This window comes from Demequina activiva, from assembly GCF_016862815.1.
In the GTDB taxonomy this organism is placed as follows: domain Bacteria; phylum Actinomycetota; class Actinomycetes; order Actinomycetales; family Demequinaceae; genus Demequina; species Demequina activiva.
This window is the reverse complement of the sequence record NZ_BONR01000002.1, coordinates 234,495-252,651: the sequence shown is the minus strand read 5'-3', so window position 1 is coordinate 252,651 and position 18,157 is coordinate 234,495. Positions and strand designations below refer to the sequence as shown.

General features: G+C 71.5%; 18 protein-coding genes. 3 read left to right on the top strand and 15 right to left on the bottom strand.

What is annotated here, in order from left to right:
• Positions 1-2 precede the first annotated feature (2 nt).
• The 10 genes from Dac01nite_RS05970 to glgA all read right to left on the bottom strand — a co-directional run bounded on the left by Dac01nite_RS05970 (position 3) and on the right by glgA (position 11,968).
• The gene (locus Dac01nite_RS05970; RefSeq protein ID WP_203654342.1) at positions 3-3,389 is read right to left on the bottom strand and encodes an error-prone DNA polymerase; all 3,387 of its coding nucleotides are present in this window, start codon (positions 3,387-3,389) and stop codon (positions 3-5) included.
• Complete coding sequence (locus Dac01nite_RS05965; RefSeq protein ID WP_203654340.1) at positions 3,382-5,106, bottom strand: Y-family DNA polymerase; 1,725 nt, start codon at positions 5,104-5,106, stop codon at positions 3,382-3,384. Before Dac01nite_RS05965 ends, Dac01nite_RS05970 begins: the two co-directional genes overlap by 8 nt.
• Positions 5,103-5,807: a DnaE2-dependent mutagenesis accessory factor ImuA' gene (gene imuA', locus Dac01nite_RS05960; RefSeq protein WP_203654338.1), complete on the bottom strand. Its 705-nt coding sequence runs from the start codon at positions 5,805-5,807 to the stop codon at positions 5,103-5,105. Before imuA' ends, Dac01nite_RS05965 begins: the two co-directional genes overlap by 4 nt.
• A gap of 103 nt (positions 5,808-5,910) precedes the next feature.
• Positions 5,911-6,708, bottom strand: coding sequence for a TrmH family RNA methyltransferase (locus Dac01nite_RS05955; RefSeq protein ID WP_203654330.1), 798 nt, complete (start codon positions 6,706-6,708; stop codon positions 5,911-5,913).
• 146 nt (positions 6,709-6,854) lie between these two features.
• Positions 6,855-7,931, bottom strand: a complete 1,077-nt coding sequence (locus tag Dac01nite_RS05950; RefSeq protein ID WP_203654322.1) for an SPFH domain-containing protein — start codon at positions 7,929-7,931, stop codon at positions 6,855-6,857.
• Between the two features lie 2 nt (positions 7,932-7,933).
• Complete coding sequence (locus Dac01nite_RS05945; RefSeq protein ID WP_203654320.1) at positions 7,934-8,374, bottom strand: NfeD family protein; 441 nt, start codon at positions 8,372-8,374, stop codon at positions 7,934-7,936.
• Between the two features lie 92 nt (positions 8,375-8,466).
• Positions 8,467-9,390 carry a sulfite exporter TauE/SafE family protein gene (locus tag Dac01nite_RS05940; protein ID WP_203654317.1) on the bottom strand — a complete coding sequence of 308 codons (924 nt, stop codon included), beginning with the start codon at positions 9,388-9,390 and terminating at the stop codon, positions 8,467-8,469.
• A gap of 108 nt (positions 9,391-9,498) precedes the next feature.
• A complete protein-coding gene (locus Dac01nite_RS05935; RefSeq protein WP_203654310.1) occupies positions 9,499-9,963 on the bottom strand; it encodes an RrF2 family transcriptional regulator in 465 nt (154 codons plus the stop codon).
• Between the two features lie 9 nt (positions 9,964-9,972).
• The gene (locus Dac01nite_RS05930) at positions 9,973-10,755 is read right to left on the bottom strand and encodes an ABC transporter ATP-binding protein (RefSeq protein WP_203654308.1); all 783 of its coding nucleotides are present in this window, start codon (positions 10,753-10,755) and stop codon (positions 9,973-9,975) included.
• Positions 10,756-10,765: 10 nt separating this feature from the next.
• Entirely contained in the window at positions 10,766-11,968 is a 1,203-nt protein-coding gene (gene glgA / locus Dac01nite_RS05925; protein ID WP_203654306.1) for a glycogen synthase, read from the bottom strand.
• 73 nt (positions 11,969-12,041) lie between these two features.
• Here glgA and glgC point away from each other — a divergent pair, with 73 nt between their 5' ends.
• Both glgC and serB read left to right on the top strand, forming a co-directional pair.
• Positions 12,042-13,283 carry a glucose-1-phosphate adenylyltransferase gene (gene glgC, locus Dac01nite_RS05920; RefSeq protein WP_203654304.1) on the top strand — a complete coding sequence of 414 codons (1,242 nt, stop codon included), beginning with the start codon at positions 12,042-12,044 and terminating at the stop codon, positions 13,281-13,283.
• Positions 13,280-13,912, top strand: a complete 633-nt coding sequence (serB, locus tag Dac01nite_RS05915) for a phosphoserine phosphatase SerB (protein ID WP_203654302.1) — start codon at positions 13,280-13,282, stop codon at positions 13,910-13,912. The genes glgC and serB overlap by 4 nt, the downstream gene beginning before the upstream one ends.
• 3 nt (positions 13,913-13,915) lie before the next feature.
• Here serB and Dac01nite_RS05910 read toward each other — a convergent pair whose 3' ends face one another.
• Positions 13,916-14,422 carry a MarR family winged helix-turn-helix transcriptional regulator gene (locus Dac01nite_RS05910; RefSeq protein WP_203654300.1) on the bottom strand — a complete coding sequence of 169 codons (507 nt, stop codon included), beginning with the start codon at positions 14,420-14,422 and terminating at the stop codon, positions 13,916-13,918.
• Positions 14,423-14,560: 138 nt separating this feature from the next.
• On the opposite strand from Dac01nite_RS05910, the gene Dac01nite_RS05905 reads away from it, so the two are divergent.
• Positions 14,561-15,352, top strand: coding sequence for an SDR family NAD(P)-dependent oxidoreductase (locus Dac01nite_RS05905; protein ID WP_203654292.1), 792 nt, complete (start codon positions 14,561-14,563; stop codon positions 15,350-15,352).
• A gap of 27 nt (positions 15,353-15,379) precedes the next feature.
• Here the strand turns inward: Dac01nite_RS05905 and Dac01nite_RS05900 are convergent, their stop codons facing one another.
• From Dac01nite_RS05900 to fabG, 4 genes are all read right to left on the bottom strand, one after another.
• The gene (locus Dac01nite_RS05900; RefSeq protein WP_203654290.1) at positions 15,380-15,934 is read right to left on the bottom strand and encodes a pyridoxamine 5'-phosphate oxidase family protein; all 555 of its coding nucleotides are present in this window, start codon (positions 15,932-15,934) and stop codon (positions 15,380-15,382) included.
• Positions 15,935-15,967: 33 nt separating this feature from the next.
• Positions 15,968-16,477 (bottom strand): SixA phosphatase family protein, encoded by a 510-nt coding sequence (locus Dac01nite_RS05895; protein WP_203654288.1) that lies wholly within the window; start codon positions 16,475-16,477, stop codon positions 15,968-15,970.
• Positions 16,478-16,481: 4 nt separating this feature from the next.
• The gene (gene fabI, locus Dac01nite_RS05890) at positions 16,482-17,249 is read right to left on the bottom strand and encodes an enoyl-ACP reductase FabI (RefSeq protein WP_203654286.1); all 768 of its coding nucleotides are present in this window, start codon (positions 17,247-17,249) and stop codon (positions 16,482-16,484) included.
• Positions 17,250-17,340: 91 nt separating this feature from the next.
• Positions 17,341-18,045, bottom strand: coding sequence for a 3-oxoacyl-ACP reductase FabG (gene fabG, locus Dac01nite_RS05885; RefSeq protein ID WP_203654284.1), 705 nt, complete (start codon positions 18,043-18,045; stop codon positions 17,341-17,343).
• Positions 18,046-18,157 lie beyond the last annotated feature (112 nt).

Genomic DNA, 18,157 nt, shown 5'->3' with positions numbered 1-18,157 from the left:
CTCTAGCGGAAGTCCCTGCTCTTCGCAGGGACCTTCAGCGACAGCGGGGACAGGTGCTCGGCGACAAGATTCGTGGCGCCGTCGGCCCGTTCGATGCGGCCGCGGATCACCAGGGCCGCCGAGCGTCTCGCCACGGCCTGGAAGCGCCGCCACACCCCCACCGAGCAGATGACGTTGAGGAAGCCCGTCTCGTCCTCGAGCGACAGGAACGTCACTCCCTTGGCCGTGCCGGGGCGCTGACGATGGGTGACGACGCCCGCGACGGTCACCCGCCGCTCGGCCTCGTGCTCGGTCACTCCGGCCACGGTGAGCACGCCCTGCGCGTCGAGCCCGCCACGGACGAAGACCGTGGGATAGCTGTCCGCGGACACTCCGGAGGCCCACACGTCCGCGACGGCCTCCTCGACCGCGCTCATGCCGGGCAGCATGGGCGCCTCGACGCCGGTCTCGACGCCTTCGAGGGTGTCCGGGCCCTCACGAGCCAACGCCCCGGAGGCCCACAGGCCCTCGCGTCTGGTGACTCCCAGCGACTCGAGCGCGCCTGCGGTGGCCAGCGCCTCCCATTGCGCGACGGTGAGCCCCCTCTCAGGCGCCAGCCCCGAGTGGCCCTTCACTCCCGCGGGCCTCACCCGCACGCGTCGCGCCATGTCCGTCAGGGACGTGAACGGCGACTCGGCACGCGCGTCGACGATCGCCTGCGCGGCATCGGCCCCGAGCCCTCGCACCGCAGACAGGCCCATGCGCACGGCAAGGGTGCGATCCACATGCACCAGGGCGGCCAGGTCCGCACGGGTCTCGTCGGGAGCGTCGAACGGCTGCGCGACGCGTTCGACGCCGGCCAGCACCTCCGAGCGCTCCACGCAGGGTCGCAGCACCACCTGGCCGTGGCGCCGCGCATCGGCCGCGAGGGACTGCGGACTGTAGAAGCCCATGGGCTGCGCGGCCAGCAGGCCGGCGTAGAAGGCGGCGGGACGATGGACCTTCAGCCAGCTCGAGGCGTACACCAGGTACGCGAAGGAGTACGAATGGGACTCGGGGAAGCCGAAGTCGCTGAAGGCCTTGAGCTTGTCGAAGATCTGCTCGGCAACGTCCGCGGTGATGCCACGCTCGTTCGCGCCCACCATGAAGCGGGCGCGCAGCGCCTCCATGCGTTCGGGGCTGCGCTTGGAGCCCATCGCCCGCCGCAGCTGGTCCGCCAGCGAGCCGTCGAAGCCTGCGCAGTCCATCGCCATCTGCATCAGCTGCTCCTGGAACAGCGGCACGCCCAGGGTCTTGCCCAAGGACTTCTTGAGCAACGGGTGCAGGTAGGTGACGGGCTCGCGACCCCTCGCGCGGTTGATGTAGGGATGCACCGAGCCTCCCTGGATGGGACCGGGACGGATGAGCGCCACCTCGATCACGATGTCGTAGAACCGGCGCGGCCGCAGCCGCGGCAGCGTGGCCTGCTGGGCGCGGGACTCGACCTGGAACACCCCCACCGTGTCCGCGGCGCACAGCAGGTCGTACACCTCGGGATCCTCCTGCGGCAGCGAGTGGAGCCCCAGCTCCTCCCCCGTGGTGTCCCGCATGGACCCGAACGCGTACTTGAGCGCGGACAGCATCCCCAGGCCCAGCAGGTCGAACTTCACCAGCCCCGCATCGGCGCAGTCGTCCTTGTCCCACTGCAGCACCGTGCGCCCGGGCATGCGTGCCCACTCCACGGGGCACACGTCGATCACGGGCCGGTCGCACAGCACCATGCCACCCGGGTGGATGCCCAGGTGGCGCGGCAGCCGCAGGAAGCGCTCGGCGAGGTCGAGCACGGGCTCGGGGATGTGCTCGAGGTCCTGCGAGGGCGCCGGCTCCGGCCACATCGCATCGCGTTGCTGCGCGGCCCACTCCTCCTGTCTGTCCTGCGGCACCCGCAACGAGCTCCACCGGTCGATGCTCTTGGACCAGGCGTCCTGCTGGCCCACGTCGTAGCCCAGTGCCTTCGCCGCGTCCCGCACCGCCGATCGCGGCCGGTACTGGATCACGTTGGCGACCATCGCGGCGTTGATGCGGCCGAACCGCTGGAAGACGTACTGGATGACCTCCTCCCGGCGATCGGACTCGATGTCGACGTCGATGTCCGGGGGGCCATCCCTCTCCGGTGCCAGGAAGCGCTCGAACAGCAGCCCGTGGGTGACCGCATCCACCGCGGTCACGCCCAGCGCGAAGCACACCGCCGAGTTCGCGGCGCTGCCTCGTCCCTGGCACAGGATGTCGTGGTCGCGGCAGAAGCTCACGATGTCGTGGACGATGAGGAAGTAGCCGGGGAAGTCGAGCGCCTCGATCACGTTCAGCTCATGCTCGAGCTGCTTCCAGGCTCCCGGGATCCGCTCGTCGTGCGGAGGTCCGTAGCGGGCGTAGGCCCCGCGCTTGACCAGCTCGCGCAGCCACGACGCCTCGGTATGGCCCTCGGGAACCGGGTAGGGCGGGAGGTTCGGGGCGACGAGGTTGAGGTCGAACGCGGACTCGGCGGCCAGCCTCGCCGCAGTGGCGACGGCCTGCGGGTGACGCCTGTGACGGTGCAGCATCTCTGCGGCCGAGCGGAGGTGGCCGCCGGAGCCGCCGGGAAGCCAGCCGTCCATGTCGTCGAGCGAGGAGCGGGCCCGCACCGCCGCGAGCGAGCCGGCCAGGTCCGCGTCACGCGGGCTCGCATAGTGCGCGTTGGTGGTGGCCACGAGCGGCAGGCGCGCGTCGAAGGCCAAATCGGCCAGCGCATCGGCCCTCTCGGAGTCGAACGGGTCCCCGGTGTCCGTGATCTCGACGGCGACGTTGTCCCGCCCGAACAGCGACGTCAGCCGGTCCAGCTCGCGCCGGGCGGCCGCGAAGCCCAGCGGCGTCACGGCGCCGGACAGCGCGTTGGCGCCCGGGACCCCCACGCCGGCGAGCGCCCGCCGCACGGATCCCTTGCGGCAGCCGGTGAGCACCAGGAACCGGCCGTCGCCCGTGGCCGCGAGGTCCTCGAGGGTGTAGCGGGCCAGGCCCTTCTCCCCTGTGGCCAGGTGCGCCATCCCGATGGCGTGGGACAGCCTCCCGTAGCCCTCGGCGCCGCGGGCCAGCACCACGAGGTGGCTGCCGCGCGGGTCCGGCACCCCGGTGGGTGGGTCCAGCACCGGCGGACCGCCGGGAGTCTCGGGGGCGCCCAGGTGCAGCTCCGCACCAAAGACGGTGGGCAGGTCGATGGCACGCGCGGCGTTGGCGAATCGCACCGCGCCGTAGAGGCCGTCGTGGTCGGTGAGGGCGAGCGCGCTGAGCCCCAGCCGCCCGGCCTCGGCCGCCATCTCCTCGGGATGGCTGGCGCCGTCGAGGAAGCTGAAGGCGCTGTGGGCGTGCAGCTCGGCGTAGTCGACGCAGTCAGTCATAGATCGCCTCGAGCACCCAGGAGCCGTCGGTGAAGGACGCCAGCAGCGCGTGCCCCGGGGCGCCGTCCGGGCGGCGCAGCGAGATCTGCAGGCATGCGCGGCGCGAGGAGTCCTCGGACCACCATCGTTCGACGATGGGCCACGGGCCCGCCCACGCCTCGACGGGCTGCGGCAGCCCCCACGAAGGGCCGTCGCTCGCCAGGCCCATGCGCCCCGAGGACGGGTGACGTCGCGCGGCGGCCGCCCGCTCGTCGCGCGGGTCCACCTGCAGTCGCACCCAGGTGGGAGGGGCGCTCATGGCCAGCCGCCGGTCGATGCGCACCGGCGCGCCGCCGGCGTCGAGGACCTCGAGCGGCTCCGGCACCGGCAGCACGGTCGCCGGGGCGGGATCGGGGATGCGGCCGGGCCATGGGTGCTCGATGCGCCGGCTCGGGGTCGCCTCCTGGCCCCACGGCAGCGCCAGCACGCGGTCCCGCGGGGAGCGGCCGCCCTGCTCGCGCACGGCCAGCACGGCATCGGCCCCCAGCAGCCCCTGCACCCTCTCCAAGGTGCGCTGGGCGCGCGAGTCCGCGCCGGACACGCCTCCCCAGAGGTAGGCCTGCTCGCTGCCCAGCGGCACCACGTCCTCCGCGGTGACCTGCAGCGCGGTCAGCGGGGCGCGCTCCGGCCCGCTCGAGGTTCCCGACAGCCATCCCTCGAGCTGCCAGCGCACCCGGTCCGTCATGTGCTTGGCGAACGCACCCGCGCGCGAGCCCACGTCCGTGCGCCAGACCCGCTCGAGGGCGTCGCCGCGCTCGGTGGTGGCGGCGATGCGCACCCGCCCGCAGCGCACGCCGGCCTCCAGGAGCGCCGCGTCGAGCTGCCGTGACACGTGGTCCGCCACGAGCGCGAGCTGCTCGACGCGCTGCGCGGGCTCCTCGAACGCGTACGTCACGGCGATGTCCTCCTCGGAGCGGCGCAGCACCGGCGGGCGCACGTCCTCGCCACGGCCGACGCGGTGGGCCCACATCCCCACCGGACCGAATCGCGCGAGCACGTCCCCTGCCGGCAGCGCGGTGAAGTCCGCGAGGGTGGTCAGCCCCAGCCGCGTCAGCACGCTCACCAGATCCTCGACCTGCTCGCGCTGGCGCCGCTCCATCGCGGCCAGCGGCAGCACCTCCACGGGCGCGTCCGCGAGGAAGTCGGCGGAGCCGCCTCCCGGCACCAGCGCCGAGGACCGGGCCGCGAGCACCGCCGCGAGCAGCCCGTCGGCCATCCCCACCCCGGACTCGCAGCCCGCGAGCTCCGCGACGGCGGTCACGAGAGCCTCCGCCAGCGCCTCCTCCGAGCCGTGGAAGCGCGCCGCCCCGTCCGCGGGGATCATCAGCAGGCCCGGACGGGACACCTCGACGCCGGAGACCACCTCCTCCGCGGCTGCGGCGACCGCCTCGAAGGCACGCGAGTCGCGGCCCTCGTCGTGCGGCAGGATCGCGAGCTCGGGACAGGCGCGCTGCGCGAGCCGACGACGCATCCCGCGCCGCACCCCGGCCGCGCGAGCCGCCGCCGACACCGCGACCATGCCACGCCCGTGCAGCACCGCCGCCGGCGCATCGGCCCCCAGCCCTGCCTCGCCCATCGCGGCCACGACAGGCCAGTCCGGGACCCACAGCACGGCCCTGCGCACGGTGACGACGGGCCCCGTCGAGCTCTCCCGACGTGCAGGGGCGATGTCGCTCATGCGACCTCCTCGTCCACGTCGATGCGTGCTCCGGGGCGCGTCCAGCGCGCCCCGACGTCTCCGTCCAGCAGCACCCGCACACGTCGCGTCGCGCCGGCGCGGCGTCCGCCCACCGCGACCGTGAGCTCACGCTCGCGCAGGCGTCCGTCCCCTGCGCCCAGCCCGCTCCAGGCGGAGCTCACCACGTCCAGCCGCACGTGAGCCGCGGGCCACTCGCCTGCGGCGATCACCACGCCGCCCCGCTCGCGCGCCCGCGCGCCGATGCGGCGGCGGTTCGCGTCGGACAGCGCGAGCCGCTCGCCCAGCAGCACCACGTCCATGCCGTCCACGCACGCCCCCACGGCATCGGCCGCCTGCGCGCCCGGGTGCGGGATGAGCGCCAGTCGCGACAGCTCGATGCCTCGCCTGGCCGCCGCGACCACGCCCACGGTGGGCATGCCGATGGCCGCCGTCCACGATCCCGCACGCGAGGCCTCTGCGGCGAGCGCGAGCATCAGCGACGTCGCCCCCGTGACGGCCACCACCTGACCCCGGCGCAGCCCCTCCGGCATCAGCTCCGTCAGGTCCGCGGTCAGCGGCAGCGCAGGCCGATCCCACGCCTCGCGAGCGGCGCCGATGCGCGTCTCGACACCCTTGAGCGCCGCCCGGGCGCGGCTGAGCCGCTCCTCCTGAGAGGCATCCGGGGTCGTCTCGATGGGCATGGGGCTCCTGGGGTCACCGCGAGGAAGACCTCGCATTCGAACATATGTTCGATTGTGTCACCAGGCTCCGACATCGTCCAGCCCACCTGGAAGAGTGCGGGGTTCAGCCGGCGGGGCGCAGCGCCCACAGGGCGACGGCCGATGCGGCGGCCACGTTGAGCGAGTCCACTCCCCCGGCCATGGGGATGGTGACCACCGCGTCCGCCGCCTGCTGGGCGGCACGGCTCAGTCCGTCGCCCTCGGCGCCCATGACGATCGCGATGCGCTCGTGGCCGGCCGCGGCGAACTCGTCCAGGCTCACCGCATCGTCCGCGAGGGCAAGGGCGGCCACGGCGAACCCGGCCTCCTGCAGCGTGCGCAGCGCGCCCGGCCACTCCTGCGCGCGCGTCCACGGTACCTGGAAGACGGTGCCCATGGACACCTTGACGCTGCGCCGGTACAGCGGGTCCGCGCAGGTGGGCGCGACCACGATCGCATCGGCGCCGATGCCTGCCGCCGAGCGGAAGATCGCGCCCACGTTGGTGTGGTCCACGATCCCCTCGAGGACCACGATGCGGCGGGCGTCGCGCGCGATCCGCTCGAGCGACGGCAGCGAGGGGCGCTCCATCGCCGCCAGCGCGCCGCGATGCACCTGGTAGCCGGTGACGGCCTCGAGCACCTCCGCGGGCGCGACGTACACCGGCGTGGCGTCCGGGACGGTCAGCGAGTCGAGCCACCGCTCGCTCATGAGGACCGAGCGCGGCTCGTGGCCCGCGGCCAGCGCCCGCTCGATCACCTTGGCGCCCTCCGCCATGTACAGGCCGCGCTCCGGCTCGAGGCGGCGGCGCAGCGCCACGTCCGTGAGGTCGCGGTAGTCGGCGAGGCGCGCGTCGGCGGCGTCGGCGATGGGGATGACGGGCATGCGGACCATTGTGGTCGACTGTGACCGCCAGGACTCACCCGAGGCCCGCGAGCGACACTGACGGACCGCTGGCGCGCTCAGGTGAGAAGAGGGCGGGCGCGCGAGAGCCCCGGCACCTCACGGCGCCGGGGCTCTGACGGGTCCTGCTAGTTCTGGCCCTTCTCGGCGTTCGGGTCGCGCGGGCGGCCCGAGCGGGTGCCGGCGTCGGTGGCGTCCGAGGTGGCGTCCTCGACCTCCTGCTTCGCCAGGCGCAGCGCCTCGGCGGGGTCGGTGAGCGCGGAGGTGATCCGGGACTTGCGGTCGGTGCCGCGCTCCGGGTCGCGCTCGAGCGGCTCGGGAGCCTCCTCCGCTCCGAACGCGGCGCTGATCGACTTGAGCGCGCCCGTGAACTCGGTGGGCACGAACCACACCTTGTTGGACTCGTTCTTGGCGATCTCGGGCAGCATCTGCAGGTACTGGTACGCGAGCAGCTTCGAGTCCGCGTCGCCCTCGTGGATGGCGTCGAAGACCTGGAGGATCGCGCGCGCCTCGCCCTCGGCGGTCAGGATCGCGGCCTGGGCGTCGCCCTCGGCCTTGAGGATCGCCGACTGCTTCTGACCCTCGGCCTCGAGGATCTGGGACTGCTTGACGCCCTCGGCCGTGAGGATCGCGGCGCGACGGTCGCGCTCGGCGCGCATCTGCTTCTCCATCGAGTCCTTGACGGACACGGGCGGGTCGATGGCCTTGAGCTCGACACGTCCCACGCGGATGCCCCACTTGCCGGTCGCCTCGTCGAGCACCGTGCGGAGCTGGCCGTTGATCTGGTCGCGGCTGGTGAGCGTCTGCTCGAGGTCCATGGTGCCGATGACGTTGCGGATGGTCGTGACGGTGAGCTGCTGCATGCCGACGATGTAGTTGGCGATCTCGTAGACCGCGGCGCGGGCGTCGGTGACCTGGAAGTAGATGACCGTGTCGATCTCGACCACGAGGTTGTCCGAGGTGATCACGGACTGCGGCGGGAAGGACACGACCTGCTCGCGCATGTCGACCTTCTGACGCACCTTGTCGATGAACGGCACCAGCAGGTGCATGCCGGCCTGCATGGTGCGCGAGTAGCGCCCCAGCCGCTCGACCACGCGCGTCTCCGCCTGCGGCACGATCTGAATGGCTCGCGCGATCGCCGAGATGACGAAGATCGCGAGGACTATCGCCGCGACGGCGATGGCGATCTGGACGGGATCCATGATCACTCCCCCTTCGGTTGGGGCGCGACGATCGCCGTCGCACCGCGGATCTCGAGCACCGTGACCTCGGTGCCCTCATCGATGGCGGGCGCGTCGTCCCGCGTGCGTGCGGACCAGACCTCCCCGCCAAGCTTCACGCGTCCGGCGAACTCGGTGACGGCGTCGAGGGTGCGGCCCTCGACGCCCACGAGCGCGGCGGTGTTGGTCTCGATCAGCTCGCCTCGCGCGCTGATGGACTTGAGCAGGTACGGACGCAGCGTGAACAGCAGCAGTGCCGCCACCGCACATGCGATGATCACGCACACCCACCATGGCAGTCCCAGCAGGGCCGCCGCGCCTCCGGCGAGCGCGCCTCCGGCGAGCATCGCGAAGGTCAGGTCGAGGGTGAAGACCTCGACGATGCCAAGGGCCATCGCGCCCACGAACCACCACAGCGAATCCATGCTGCACCTCCTTCTCGGCAACCTAGCAGGGGGGCCTCGGCGGTGGCATCGTCCGCGCGGAGGACTCCCACGAGAAGGAGCGTCAGCCCTGGTCAGGCGCGGTCGGAGGGCACCTCCAGCGCGGTCGCGGCCCCAACTTCGGCGGTCGCTGCGCGCTCCTTGCGCCACGCGGCCCATGACACGGCCAGCGCCGCGATCCAGAGCGCGACGATGGCCGCGTACACGGCGGTGGTCGCCGCGCCCGCCAGCGGGATGACCTCGGCACGGATGAGCGAGCGGGTGTTGGTGAGGATGATCATGCCGCCCACCGCGGCCCCCAGGAGGCGGGGCGGGACCAGCCGCACCAGCCACGCCGCCAGCGGCGCGGCGAGCAGGCCTCCGGCCAGCAGCGCGAGCACGACGCCCATGTCGATCCCGGCGGTGCCGAGCCCGAGCAGGAACCCGCCGCTGGCGGAGATCGCGACCAGGAACTCGGAGGTGTCGATGGAGCCGATGACCTTGCGCGGCTCGAGGCGGCCCGTGGCGAGGATCGCAGGCGTCCCCACGGGCCCCCAGCCGCCGCCGCCCGTCGCGTCGACGAAGCCGGCGACCAGTCCCAGCGGGGCGAGGAAGCGTCGCTTGAGCGGTGCGCGGTCGAGGCGACGCGGCACCCCACGCACGGTGAAGCGCACGAGGAGGTAGACGCCGAGCGCCAGCAGGATGCCGGCCATGACGGGCGCGGCGGCCTCGGTCGACAGCTGCGACAGCACTGTCGCGCCCAGGAAGGCACCCACGGCGCCGGGGACTCCCACCCGCCCCACGACCCGCCAGTCGACGTTGCCGAACCGCCAGTGCGACACGCCGCTCGCCAGCGTGGTCCCGATCTCCGCGAGGTGCACGGTCGCCGATGCGGCGGCCGGGCTGGTGCCCACCGCGAGCAGCAGCGTGGTCGAGGTGACTCCGTAGGCCATCCCCAGGCTGCCGTCCACGAGCTGGGCGCCGAAGCCCACGAATGCCATGACGATGAGCGCTCTCATGTCGCCTCCTGTGTTCAGGGCGCACGCGCCTGGGACGTGCGGCCGATGCCGCTCAGGAGGAGATTACCTATCAATCTGGTAGGAATCAATACCTACTAAGAAGATAGGTTATTCGGGATTCGCCCAGACCGCGGGGTCCTCGTTGATCGCCGCGATGGGACCGGGAAGGTCGCCCCGCGCGAGATCGGCGAGCGTGACGCCCTCGAGGACCTCGCGCACCCGGGCGCGCAGCGCGACCCACACCCCCAGAAGGGGCTCCGCCGAGCCGTCGTACCTCAGGTCCGAGGGGCGCTCGCCGCGCACGAACACCAGGGGGCCGTCGACCGCGCGCACCACATCCGCGACCGTGATCTGATCCGCTGGCCGGAGCAGTCGGTAGCCGCCGCCGATCCCGCGCTGAGCGGTGACCAGCTGCGCCTCACGCAGCGACAACAGGATGCCCTCGAGGAACTTCCGCGGGATCTCCTGCGCCTGCGCGATCGCCTCCGTGGTGCGCGTCGCGGACTCGGGCGATGCGGCGGCCAGCTCGGTGGCGGCCCGGACGGCATACTCCGCCCTCGCCGAGATCCTCACCTGCGGGCCTCAGCCGCGCCGAGCCGTCCAGCGGCCGCCGAACGCGTGCAGCTCGACGGGCATGCCGTACGTCTGCGTCAGGTGGCTCGCCGTGATGGTGTCGCGCACGGGCCCCTGGGCCACCACCTCGCCCTCGCGCAGCAGCATCGCGTGCGTGAAGCCCTGGGGGATCTCCTCGACGTGGTGGGTGACCATCACCATCGCGGGCGATCGGTGGTCTCCTGCGAGCTCGGTGAGCGCGGCCAGCAGCTCCTCGCGTCCGCCCAGGTCCAGACCGGCGGCGGGCTCGTCGAGGAGCAGCAGCTCGGGGTCCGTCATGAGCGCGCGGCCAATCTGCACCCGCTTGCGCTCGCCCTCCGACAACGTCCAGAACTCGCGCTCGGCGAATCCGCTCATGCCGAACGCGGCGAGCAGCGCGTCTGCCCGGTCCTCGTCGATCTGCTCGTAGTCCTCGCGCCAACGGCCGGTGATGCCGTGCGCGGCGGTCATGACCACGTCGCGGACCGTCTCGTCGTCGGGGATGCGGTCCGCGAGCGCCGCGCTGGACAGTCCCACGCGGGTGCGCAGGTCCTGGGTGTCCGTGTGCCCCAGCTCCTCGCCCAGGATGGTCGCGGAGCCGTCGCTGGGATGCATGCGGGCGGAGGCGATCGTGAGCAGCGACGTCTTGCCTGCGCCATTGGGGCCGAGGATGACCCAGCGCTCGTTCGCATGCACTGTCCAGGTGATGTCGGACAGGATCGCGTTGCCGTCGCGGCGCAGGCCGACATGGTCGAGACGCAGCACCTCAGTCATGCTCACGAGCCTATCCGACCAGCGCGCGGTACAACTGCAGGGTGCGCTCGCCGATGGTCTCCCACGAGAAGTGCTCAGCGGCACGCTCGCGCCCCGCGGCTCCCATGCGCGCGGCACGCTCCTGATCGGACACCATGTCGGTCAGCGCGGCCGCGAGATCCGCGATGAACGCCTCCGGGTCCGTGGGCGTGCCGGTGCCGTCCTGGACCTGGTCGATGGGCACGAGGGTGCCGGTGGAGCCGTCCACGACCACCTCGGGGATGCCGCCGGTCGCCGTCGCGACGACAGGAAGGCCCACGGCCATCGCCTCGAGGTTCACGATGCCCAGCGGCTCGTACACGCTCGGGCACACGAACGCGGTGCACGCGTCGAGCACGGCCACCAGCTCGGCGCGAGGGAGGTGCTCCTCGATCCAGATCACGCCGTCGCGCCGCTCCTGCAGGCTCGACACGAGGCCCGAGACCTCGGCGGCGATGTCCTTCGTGTCGGGAGCGCCGGCGCACAGGACCACCTGCACATCGGTCGGGAGCTGCTCGACCGCGCGCAGGAAGTGCGGCAGCCCCTTCTGCCGGGTGATGCGCCCCACGAACACGAGCGCAGGACGCGACCGGTCGATGCCGTACCGCTGCACCACCGCATCGGCCGCCGCCCGCTCCTCGTCGGTGGACGGCGCGGCCCAGGCGTCCACGTTGATCCCGTTGTGGATCACGCCCACCTTGTCCGGGTTCACCGTGGGATACGAGCGCAGGATGTCCCGTCGCATGCCGTCGCTCACGGCTATGACCGCGTCGGCGCCCTCGTAGGCCGTCCGCTCGATCCAGGACGACACCTGGTATCCCCCACCCAGCTGCTCGGCCTTCCACGGACGCAGCGGCTCGAGGGAGTGCGCGCTCAGGACGTGCGGGATGCCGTGCAGGCGCGCAGCGAGGTGGCCCGCCATGTTCGCGTACCAGGTGTGCGAGTGCACCAGGTCCGCGCCGGCGCAGTCCTTCGCCATCGGCAGGTTGTGGGCCAGGACATCGAGGGAGGCGTCCCCGACTCCCCCGCCCAACGGGTTGTAGCCCACGACGCCGGGCTCGTCTCGTGGGCCATCGAAGGCCCGCACCTCGACGTCGATGTGCTGGCGCAGCACGGCGGACAGCTCCGCGACGTGCACGCCGGCGCCTCCATAGATGTGGGGCGGGAACTCGCGGGTGAGGATGTCGACTCTCATGTCCCCCACGGTAGTGCGACCTCCCCAGCGATGCGCCCTGACACGCGTCCGACACTGGCCCTATGCTGGGCGTATGTCAGCGCCGAAAGTACTCGCCATCGTCCTCGCCGGAGGTGAGGGAAAGCGCTTGATGCCCCTCACCGCGGCACGCGCCAAGCCCGCCGTCCCCTTCGGCGGCACCTATCGACTGGTCGACTTCGCACTGTCGAACCTCGTGAACTCGAGGTATCTGCACATCGTGGTCCTCACCCAGTACAAGTCCCACTCGATGGACCGCCACATCGCTCGCACCTGGCGCATGTCGCCGCTGCTGGGCAACTATGTGGCGCCCGTGCCCGCTCAGCAGCGACGGGGCAAGCACTGGTACCTCGGCAGTGCCGACGCGATCTACCAGACCGTCAACATCATCGAGGACGAGTGCCCCGACATCGTCGTGATCGTCGGTGCCGACCACGTGTATCGCATGGACTTCTCGCAGATGGTCGACTCGCACATCGAGTCGGGAGCAGACTTCACCGTGGCGGGCATCCGCCAGCCCATCGGGCTCGCGGACCAGTTCGGCGTGATCGACGTCGACAAGGACAACCCGGGGATGATCAAGGCGTTCCTGGAGAAGCCCAAGGATCCTGACGGCCTGCCGGACTCGCCCCAGGAGATCCTCGCCTCGATGGGCAACTACGTCGCGTCCGTGGAGCCGCTGCTCGAGGCGCTCAAGTCGGATGCCGAGAACGAGGAGTCCAAGCACGACATGGGCGGCGACATCGTCCCGTACTTCGTCGACAAGGGCACCTGCGGCTTCTACGACTTCCTCGAGAACGACGTGCCCGGCTCGACGGATCGCGACCGCGACTACTGGCGCGACGTGGGAACCCTCGACATGTACTACGAGGCGCACATGGACCTCATCGCGGTCCAGCCCATCTTCAACGTCTACAACCGCGAGTGGCCCGTGCACCAGGGACTCATCACCGAGCCGCCCGCGAAGTTCATCCACTCCGAGGAGGGCCGCCTCGGACACGCCGCGGACTCGATAGTGTCGCCCGGCGTGATCGTGTCGGGAGCGACCGTCACGGGCTCCGTGCTGTCCCCCGGGGTGCGTCTGCACTCGTGGTCCACGGTCTCGGACTCGGTGCTGCTGGACGACGTCGTGGTGAACCGCCACGCGCAGGTCCACCGCGCGATCATCGACAAGAACGTCCAGGTCGAGGAGGGCGCACGCATCGGGATCGACCGCCAGGCGGACCTCGAGCGCGGCTACACGGTCACCGAGACCGGCATCACCGTCGTGCCCAAGGGCACCATCGTCAAGGCATGACCGGACGGCTCATCGTCCTGGACGTCGACTCGACCCTGATCACGTCCGAGGTCATCGAGATGATCGCTGCGCGCGCCGGCACGGAGGCGGAGGTCGCCGCCGTGACCGAGGCCGCGATGCGCGGCGAGATCGACTTCGGTCAGTCGCTGCGCCAGCGGGTGGCCACGCTCGCTGGGGTGCCCGACACCGTGTTCGCGCAAGTCCTGGACGAGGTGCGCTTCACTCCCGGCGCGCAGGAGCTGATCTCCACGCTCCAGTCGCGAGGCTGGACGGCCGCGCTGGTGTCCGGCGGCTTCGAGGAGATCGTCGCGCCGCTGGCCGCGCGCGTCGGCATCTCGCTGTTCCGGGCCAACCGCCTGGAGGTGGCCGATGCGCGCCTCACCGGGCGCACCGTGGGCCCGGTGATCGATCGTGCCGCGAAGGCACAGGCGCTCCTGGAGTACTGCGAGCAGCTGGGCGTCGACCCGGCAGACGCGGTCGCCGTGGGAGACGGCGCCAACGACCTCGACATGATGGCGGCCGCGGGCCTGGGGATCGCGTTCAACGCCAAGCCGGTGGTTCAGGAACTGGCCGATGCCGCGGTCAACGAGCCCAGCCTGACTGCCGTGCTCGACGTCATCGACCGCTGACGCTCAGCCGCCGCCCTGCTGCCGCACCGGCGGCGCCCACGCACCGTCGGCACGTATCGCCGCGAGGACCCGGCGGCTAATCTCCCCGAGCTGGCGGACCTGCGCGCGCGTGAGCGCATCGAAGACCGTGCGCTGCACGAGCTCGACGTGCGCCGGCGCCGCCTGCTCGACCTTGGCGGCTCCGGCGTCGGTGAGGATCGCCAGCGTGTAGCGGCCGTCCGCAGGGTCGGGCTCTCGCCGCATCCATCCCTTGGACTCCAGGCGGGTCGCGGCCCGGGACAGGCGCGACAGGGAGCTGTTCGAGTAGCCGGCCAGCGTGCTCATGCGCAGCGTCCGTCGCTCAGCGGTGCCGAGCGCGTAGAGGATGCCGTACTCGAAGTGCGTCAGGGCGGAGTCCTTGAGCAGCTGGCCATCGAGTGCGGCGGGAAGCCATTCGAGGAGGGTCGCCACTGCGGCCCACGTCTCCAGCTCCTCGTCGCTCAGCGACGCTGCTCGTGTGGTGTCAGGCATGGCTGCATGCTACGCCATCTCCGCGTGCATTCACCCTGAACTGACTTGACTAGGAAACTGAAAGCGCCTAGGTTTCACTTTCCCGAGCAAGTGAATGAGCCGCGTCCCACCGACGTGGCGAACAACAGGAGCGACCACATGGACATGCAGCTGAACGGGGCAAGCGCCTTCGTGAGCGGATCGACGCAGGGCATCGGCTACGCGATCGCACGGGGCCTCGCGGCCGAGGGGGCACGGGTGATCCTCCACGGTCGCGCCGCCGCCCGCGTCGAGGCGGCCGTGGACCGGCTGCGAGCGGATGTGCCCCACGCCGCCGTGACGGGGCTGCCTGGGGACCTCGGCGTCGACAGCGACGTGGACCGGCTCGTGCCCGCGCTCGGCGAGGTCGACATCCTCGTCAACAACGTGGGCGAGTTCGGCCTGCGCGAGTTCTCGGAGCTCACGGATGACGACTGGCGCCGCAGCCTCGACATCAACCTCATGAGCGGGGTGCGCCTCTCGCGCGCGGTGCTGCCGGGGATGCTCGCGCGCGGCACCGGCCGCATCCTGTTCGTCGGCACGGAGTCCGCCCTCGACGTGCCCGCGGACATGCTGCACTACGGCGTCGCCAAGGCGGGCGCGCTCGCCTTGGCCAATGGCCTCGCCAAGCTCACGCGAGGGACCTCGGTGACGGTGAACACCATCGTCGGAGGTCCTACCTATTCGGACGGCGTGGCCGCCGTGGTGCGCCAGCTCGCCCAGGCGCAGGGGATGGAGGAGTCCGAGCTGCAGGCGGCGATCATCGCGCAGCGAGGCAGCTCGCTGCTGGCACGGTTCATCGAGCCCGGGGAGATCGCGGCTCTCGCCGTCTACCTCGTCAGTCCCCTGGCGTCCGCGACCAACGGGGCCGCAGTGCGCGCCGACGGCGGCGTGCTCACGACCACCACGTGAGGGCGCGGCTTCGTCGCGGCCTGCGCGTCACACCCGCTCGTGAGGGGCCAGGGCCGGCAGCCCGTCGAGGCTCGTCGCATTCTTGCGGTTCCAGTAGTCGCGCAGGCCGTCCTCGCCCTTGCCTCGCGCCCACCTGGTGAGATGCTCGCGGTCGCCCTCGTACGTCATCTCCGGCACGGACATGCCGCACGAGTCGCTGATGCGCTGCGCGCTGACCACCACGATGGCGCGGGCACCGGGCGTGTCGGGAAAGGGCGCCGCCATCGTGCTCCACTGCTCGCTGTCGCGAGTGATCACCTCTGCGGTGCCGTGGATGCGCGCAATCATGGGAGGTCCGTCGAACGCACACCACATCAGGGTGATGCGATTGAGCGCGCGCACGTGGGCGATGGTCTCGGACCCGGAGCCCGTGAGGTCGAGATAGGCCACACGATGGTCGTCCAGGACCACCAGCGTGCCCGCTCCGCCCTTGGGAGAGACATTGACCAGCCCGTCGGCCGCTGCGGTGGCGACGAAGAACATCGGCTGGCGTCGGATGAAGTCGCCGATGAAACCGTCCAGCGACTCATGCTCGGTCGCCATGGCCCCTCCTCGTGTCGAGCGCGGTGCGCAGCCCTACTCGACGTTGCGACCGGACAGCACCGCGACCAGCCGCGCCGTGCGGGAGTCCAGGTCCGCCCACGTGCCGTCGAACTCGAGCACGGCCGCGGTCGCCGTGGACAGGCCGTGCGCGATGTTCTTCAACGAGCCCGTGTCGGAGCCCGGCCCGGACAGGTACGCCGTCGCGGCGGAGGACGTGGGCTCATGGCCCACCATGATCGCCGTCTCGACGTCGTGGAGCTCGCGCACCACGCTCAGGAGGCCCTCGACGTCCGTCTCGTAGATGCCGTCCACCGTCTCCGTGCGCGTGTCCGGAAGCGCCGCGGACATGAGCTTCCACGTCTGCTGGGTGCGCGTGGCCGGCGAGACGAGCGCGACGTCGGGACGCAGCCCGGCCGCGGCGACCTCCTCGCCCAGCTTGGTCGACGCCTTGCGGCCGATGAGCGCCAGGGTGCGCTCCATGTCCTGGAGCCCGAGGGCCGGAGCCTCAGCCTTGGCGTGGCGGGCGATGATCAGCGTGGGCATGGTCTCACTGTCCCATCGCGTGCACGCCGCCGTCGACGTGGATCATCTCGCCCGTGGTGGCCGGGAACCAGTCGCTCAGCAGCGCGGTGACGGCCTTGGCGGTCGGCTCGGTGGCGTCGGAGTCCCAGCCCAGGGGCGCGCGGTCCGACCACACGCCCTCCATCTGGTCGAAGCCCGGGATGTGCCGTGCCGCGGTGGTCTTGATGGGGCCGGCGGAGACGACGTTGCAGCGCACGCCCTCCGGTCCCAGGTCGCGTGCCAGGTAGCGGTTCACGGCCTCGAACGACGCCTTCGCCACGCCCATCCAGTCGTACACGGGCCACGCGTAGCGGCCGTCGAACGTGAGGCCCACGATCGAGCCGCCCTGCGTCATCAGCGGCAGAGCCGCCTGGGCGAGCGCCTTGAGGGAGTACGCGGAGATCTGGATCGCCGTCGAGACGTCTTCCCACTGCGCTGACATGAAGTTGCCGCCCATGACGGTCTGCGGCGCGAAGCCGATGGAGTGCACCACGCCGTCGAGGTGGGGCACGTGCTCCTTCACGGCGTCCGCGAGCGCCGCGAGGTGCGCCGGGTCCGTGACGTCCAGCTCGACCACCGGCGCCGCCTCCGGCAGCCGGCGACCCATCGCCTGGGTGATCTTGAAGGTGCGGCCCACGCCCGTGAGGACCACGGTCGCGCCCTGCTCCTGGCACAGACGTGCCACGTCGAAGGCGATCGAGCCCTCCGTCAGGACCCCCGTCACCAGAATGTTCTTGCCATCGAGCATGCCCATAGATGTCTCTCCTCCTCGCTGGAAGCCTAGCGACCCCCGCATCGGCCGTCGTGGTGCGAGCCGCGACACGGCTCGCCGAGCGCGTGCGCCCCTAGTGTCCCATCCCCAGTCCGCCGTCGACGGGGATGACCGCGCCGGAGACGTAGCCGGCGGCGTCGGACGCGAGATACAGCGCGGCGGCGGCCACGTCCTCGGGAGCGCCGAACCGCTTGGCCGGGATCGACCCCTCGTACTGCTTGACCGTGTCCTCGCCCAGCTCCGCCGTCATGTCCGTCGCGATGAAGCCTGGGGCGATCACGTTCGCAGTGATGCCGCGCGCCCCCAGCTCACGGGTGATGGAGCGCGCCATGCCCATCAGCGCCGCCTTGGAGGACGAGTAGTTCACCTGGCCGGGGTTGCCCAGCAGCCCCACCACGGAGCCCACCAGCACGATGCGACCGAAGCGCTGGCGGATCATCGACTGCGACGCGCGCCGCACGCACCGGAAGGTGCCGGTCAGGTTGGTCTCGAGGACATCCGCGAAGTCCTCGTCGGTCATCCGCATGAGGAGTCCGTCGCGGGTGATCCCGGCGTTCGCGACCAGGATCTCGACGCGCCCGTGCTGCTCCTCGAGCGCGTCGAAGGCCGCGTTGACGGCGTCCGTGTCCGTGATGTCCGCGATGGCGCCGGTGACGCCCTCGGGCAGCTCGCCGCTGCGGTGGATCGACGAGACCGTGTAGCCGGCAGCGACGAAGCCCTCGGCGATCGAGCGGCCGATGCCGCGGTTGGCTCCGGTGACGAGTACGTGTCGTGACATGGGTGACACGGTAGCCGACGGCGCGGGGTGCGAGCAGGAAGTGTGAGGCGCGGGAAACGGGAAGGTCACAATTGCATCGCAACCGCACGGCGCGGCGTCGGAACTGCCCGGC

What these genes read in the sequence shown, in the direction of transcription:
- Dac01nite_RS05970 (WP_203654342.1), bottom strand. Translation starts at nt 3,389, where the DNA reads ATGACTGACTGCGTCGACTACGCCGAGCTGCACGCCCACAGCGCCTTC.
- Dac01nite_RS05965 (WP_203654340.1), bottom strand. Translation starts at nt 5,106, where the DNA reads ATGAGCGACATCGCCCCTGCACGTCGGGAGAGCTCGACGGGGCCCGTC.
- imuA' (WP_203654338.1), bottom strand. Translation starts at nt 5,807, where the DNA reads ATGCCCATCGAGACGACCCCGGATGCCTCTCAGGAGGAGCGGCTCAGC.
- Dac01nite_RS05955 (WP_203654330.1), bottom strand. Translation starts at nt 6,708, where the DNA reads ATGCCCGTCATCCCCATCGCCGACGCCGCCGACGCGCGCCTCGCCGAC.
- Dac01nite_RS05950 (WP_203654322.1), bottom strand. Translation starts at nt 7,931, where the DNA reads ATGGATCCCGTCCAGATCGCCATCGCCGTCGCGGCGATAGTCCTCGCG.
- Dac01nite_RS05945 (WP_203654320.1), bottom strand. Translation starts at nt 8,374, where the DNA reads ATGGATTCGCTGTGGTGGTTCGTGGGCGCGATGGCCCTTGGCATCGTC.
- Dac01nite_RS05940 (WP_203654317.1), bottom strand. Translation starts at nt 9,390, where the DNA reads ATGAGAGCGCTCATCGTCATGGCATTCGTGGGCTTCGGCGCCCAGCTC.
- Dac01nite_RS05930 (WP_203654308.1), bottom strand. Translation starts at nt 10,755, where the DNA reads ATGACTGAGGTGCTGCGTCTCGACCATGTCGGCCTGCGCCGCGACGGC.
- glgA (WP_203654306.1), bottom strand. Translation starts at nt 11,968, where the DNA reads ATGAGAGTCGACATCCTCACCCGCGAGTTCCCGCCCCACATCTATGGA.
- glgC (WP_203654304.1), top strand. Translation starts at nt 12,042, where the DNA reads ATGTCAGCGCCGAAAGTACTCGCCATCGTCCTCGCCGGAGGTGAGGGA.
- serB (WP_203654302.1), top strand. Translation starts at nt 13,280, where the DNA reads ATGACCGGACGGCTCATCGTCCTGGACGTCGACTCGACCCTGATCACG.
- Dac01nite_RS05910 (WP_203654300.1), bottom strand. Translation starts at nt 14,422, where the DNA reads ATGCCTGACACCACACGAGCAGCGTCGCTGAGCGACGAGGAGCTGGAG.
- Dac01nite_RS05905 (WP_203654292.1), top strand. Translation starts at nt 14,561, where the DNA reads ATGGACATGCAGCTGAACGGGGCAAGCGCCTTCGTGAGCGGATCGACG.
- Dac01nite_RS05900 (WP_203654290.1), bottom strand. Translation starts at nt 15,934, where the DNA reads ATGGCGACCGAGCATGAGTCGCTGGACGGTTTCATCGGCGACTTCATC.
- Dac01nite_RS05895 (WP_203654288.1), bottom strand. Translation starts at nt 16,477, where the DNA reads ATGCCCACGCTGATCATCGCCCGCCACGCCAAGGCTGAGGCTCCGGCC.
- fabI (WP_203654286.1), bottom strand. Translation starts at nt 17,249, where the DNA reads ATGGGCATGCTCGATGGCAAGAACATTCTGGTGACGGGGGTCCTGACG.
- fabG (WP_203654284.1), bottom strand. Translation starts at nt 18,045, where the DNA reads ATGTCACGACACGTACTCGTCACCGGAGCCAACCGCGGCATCGGCCGC.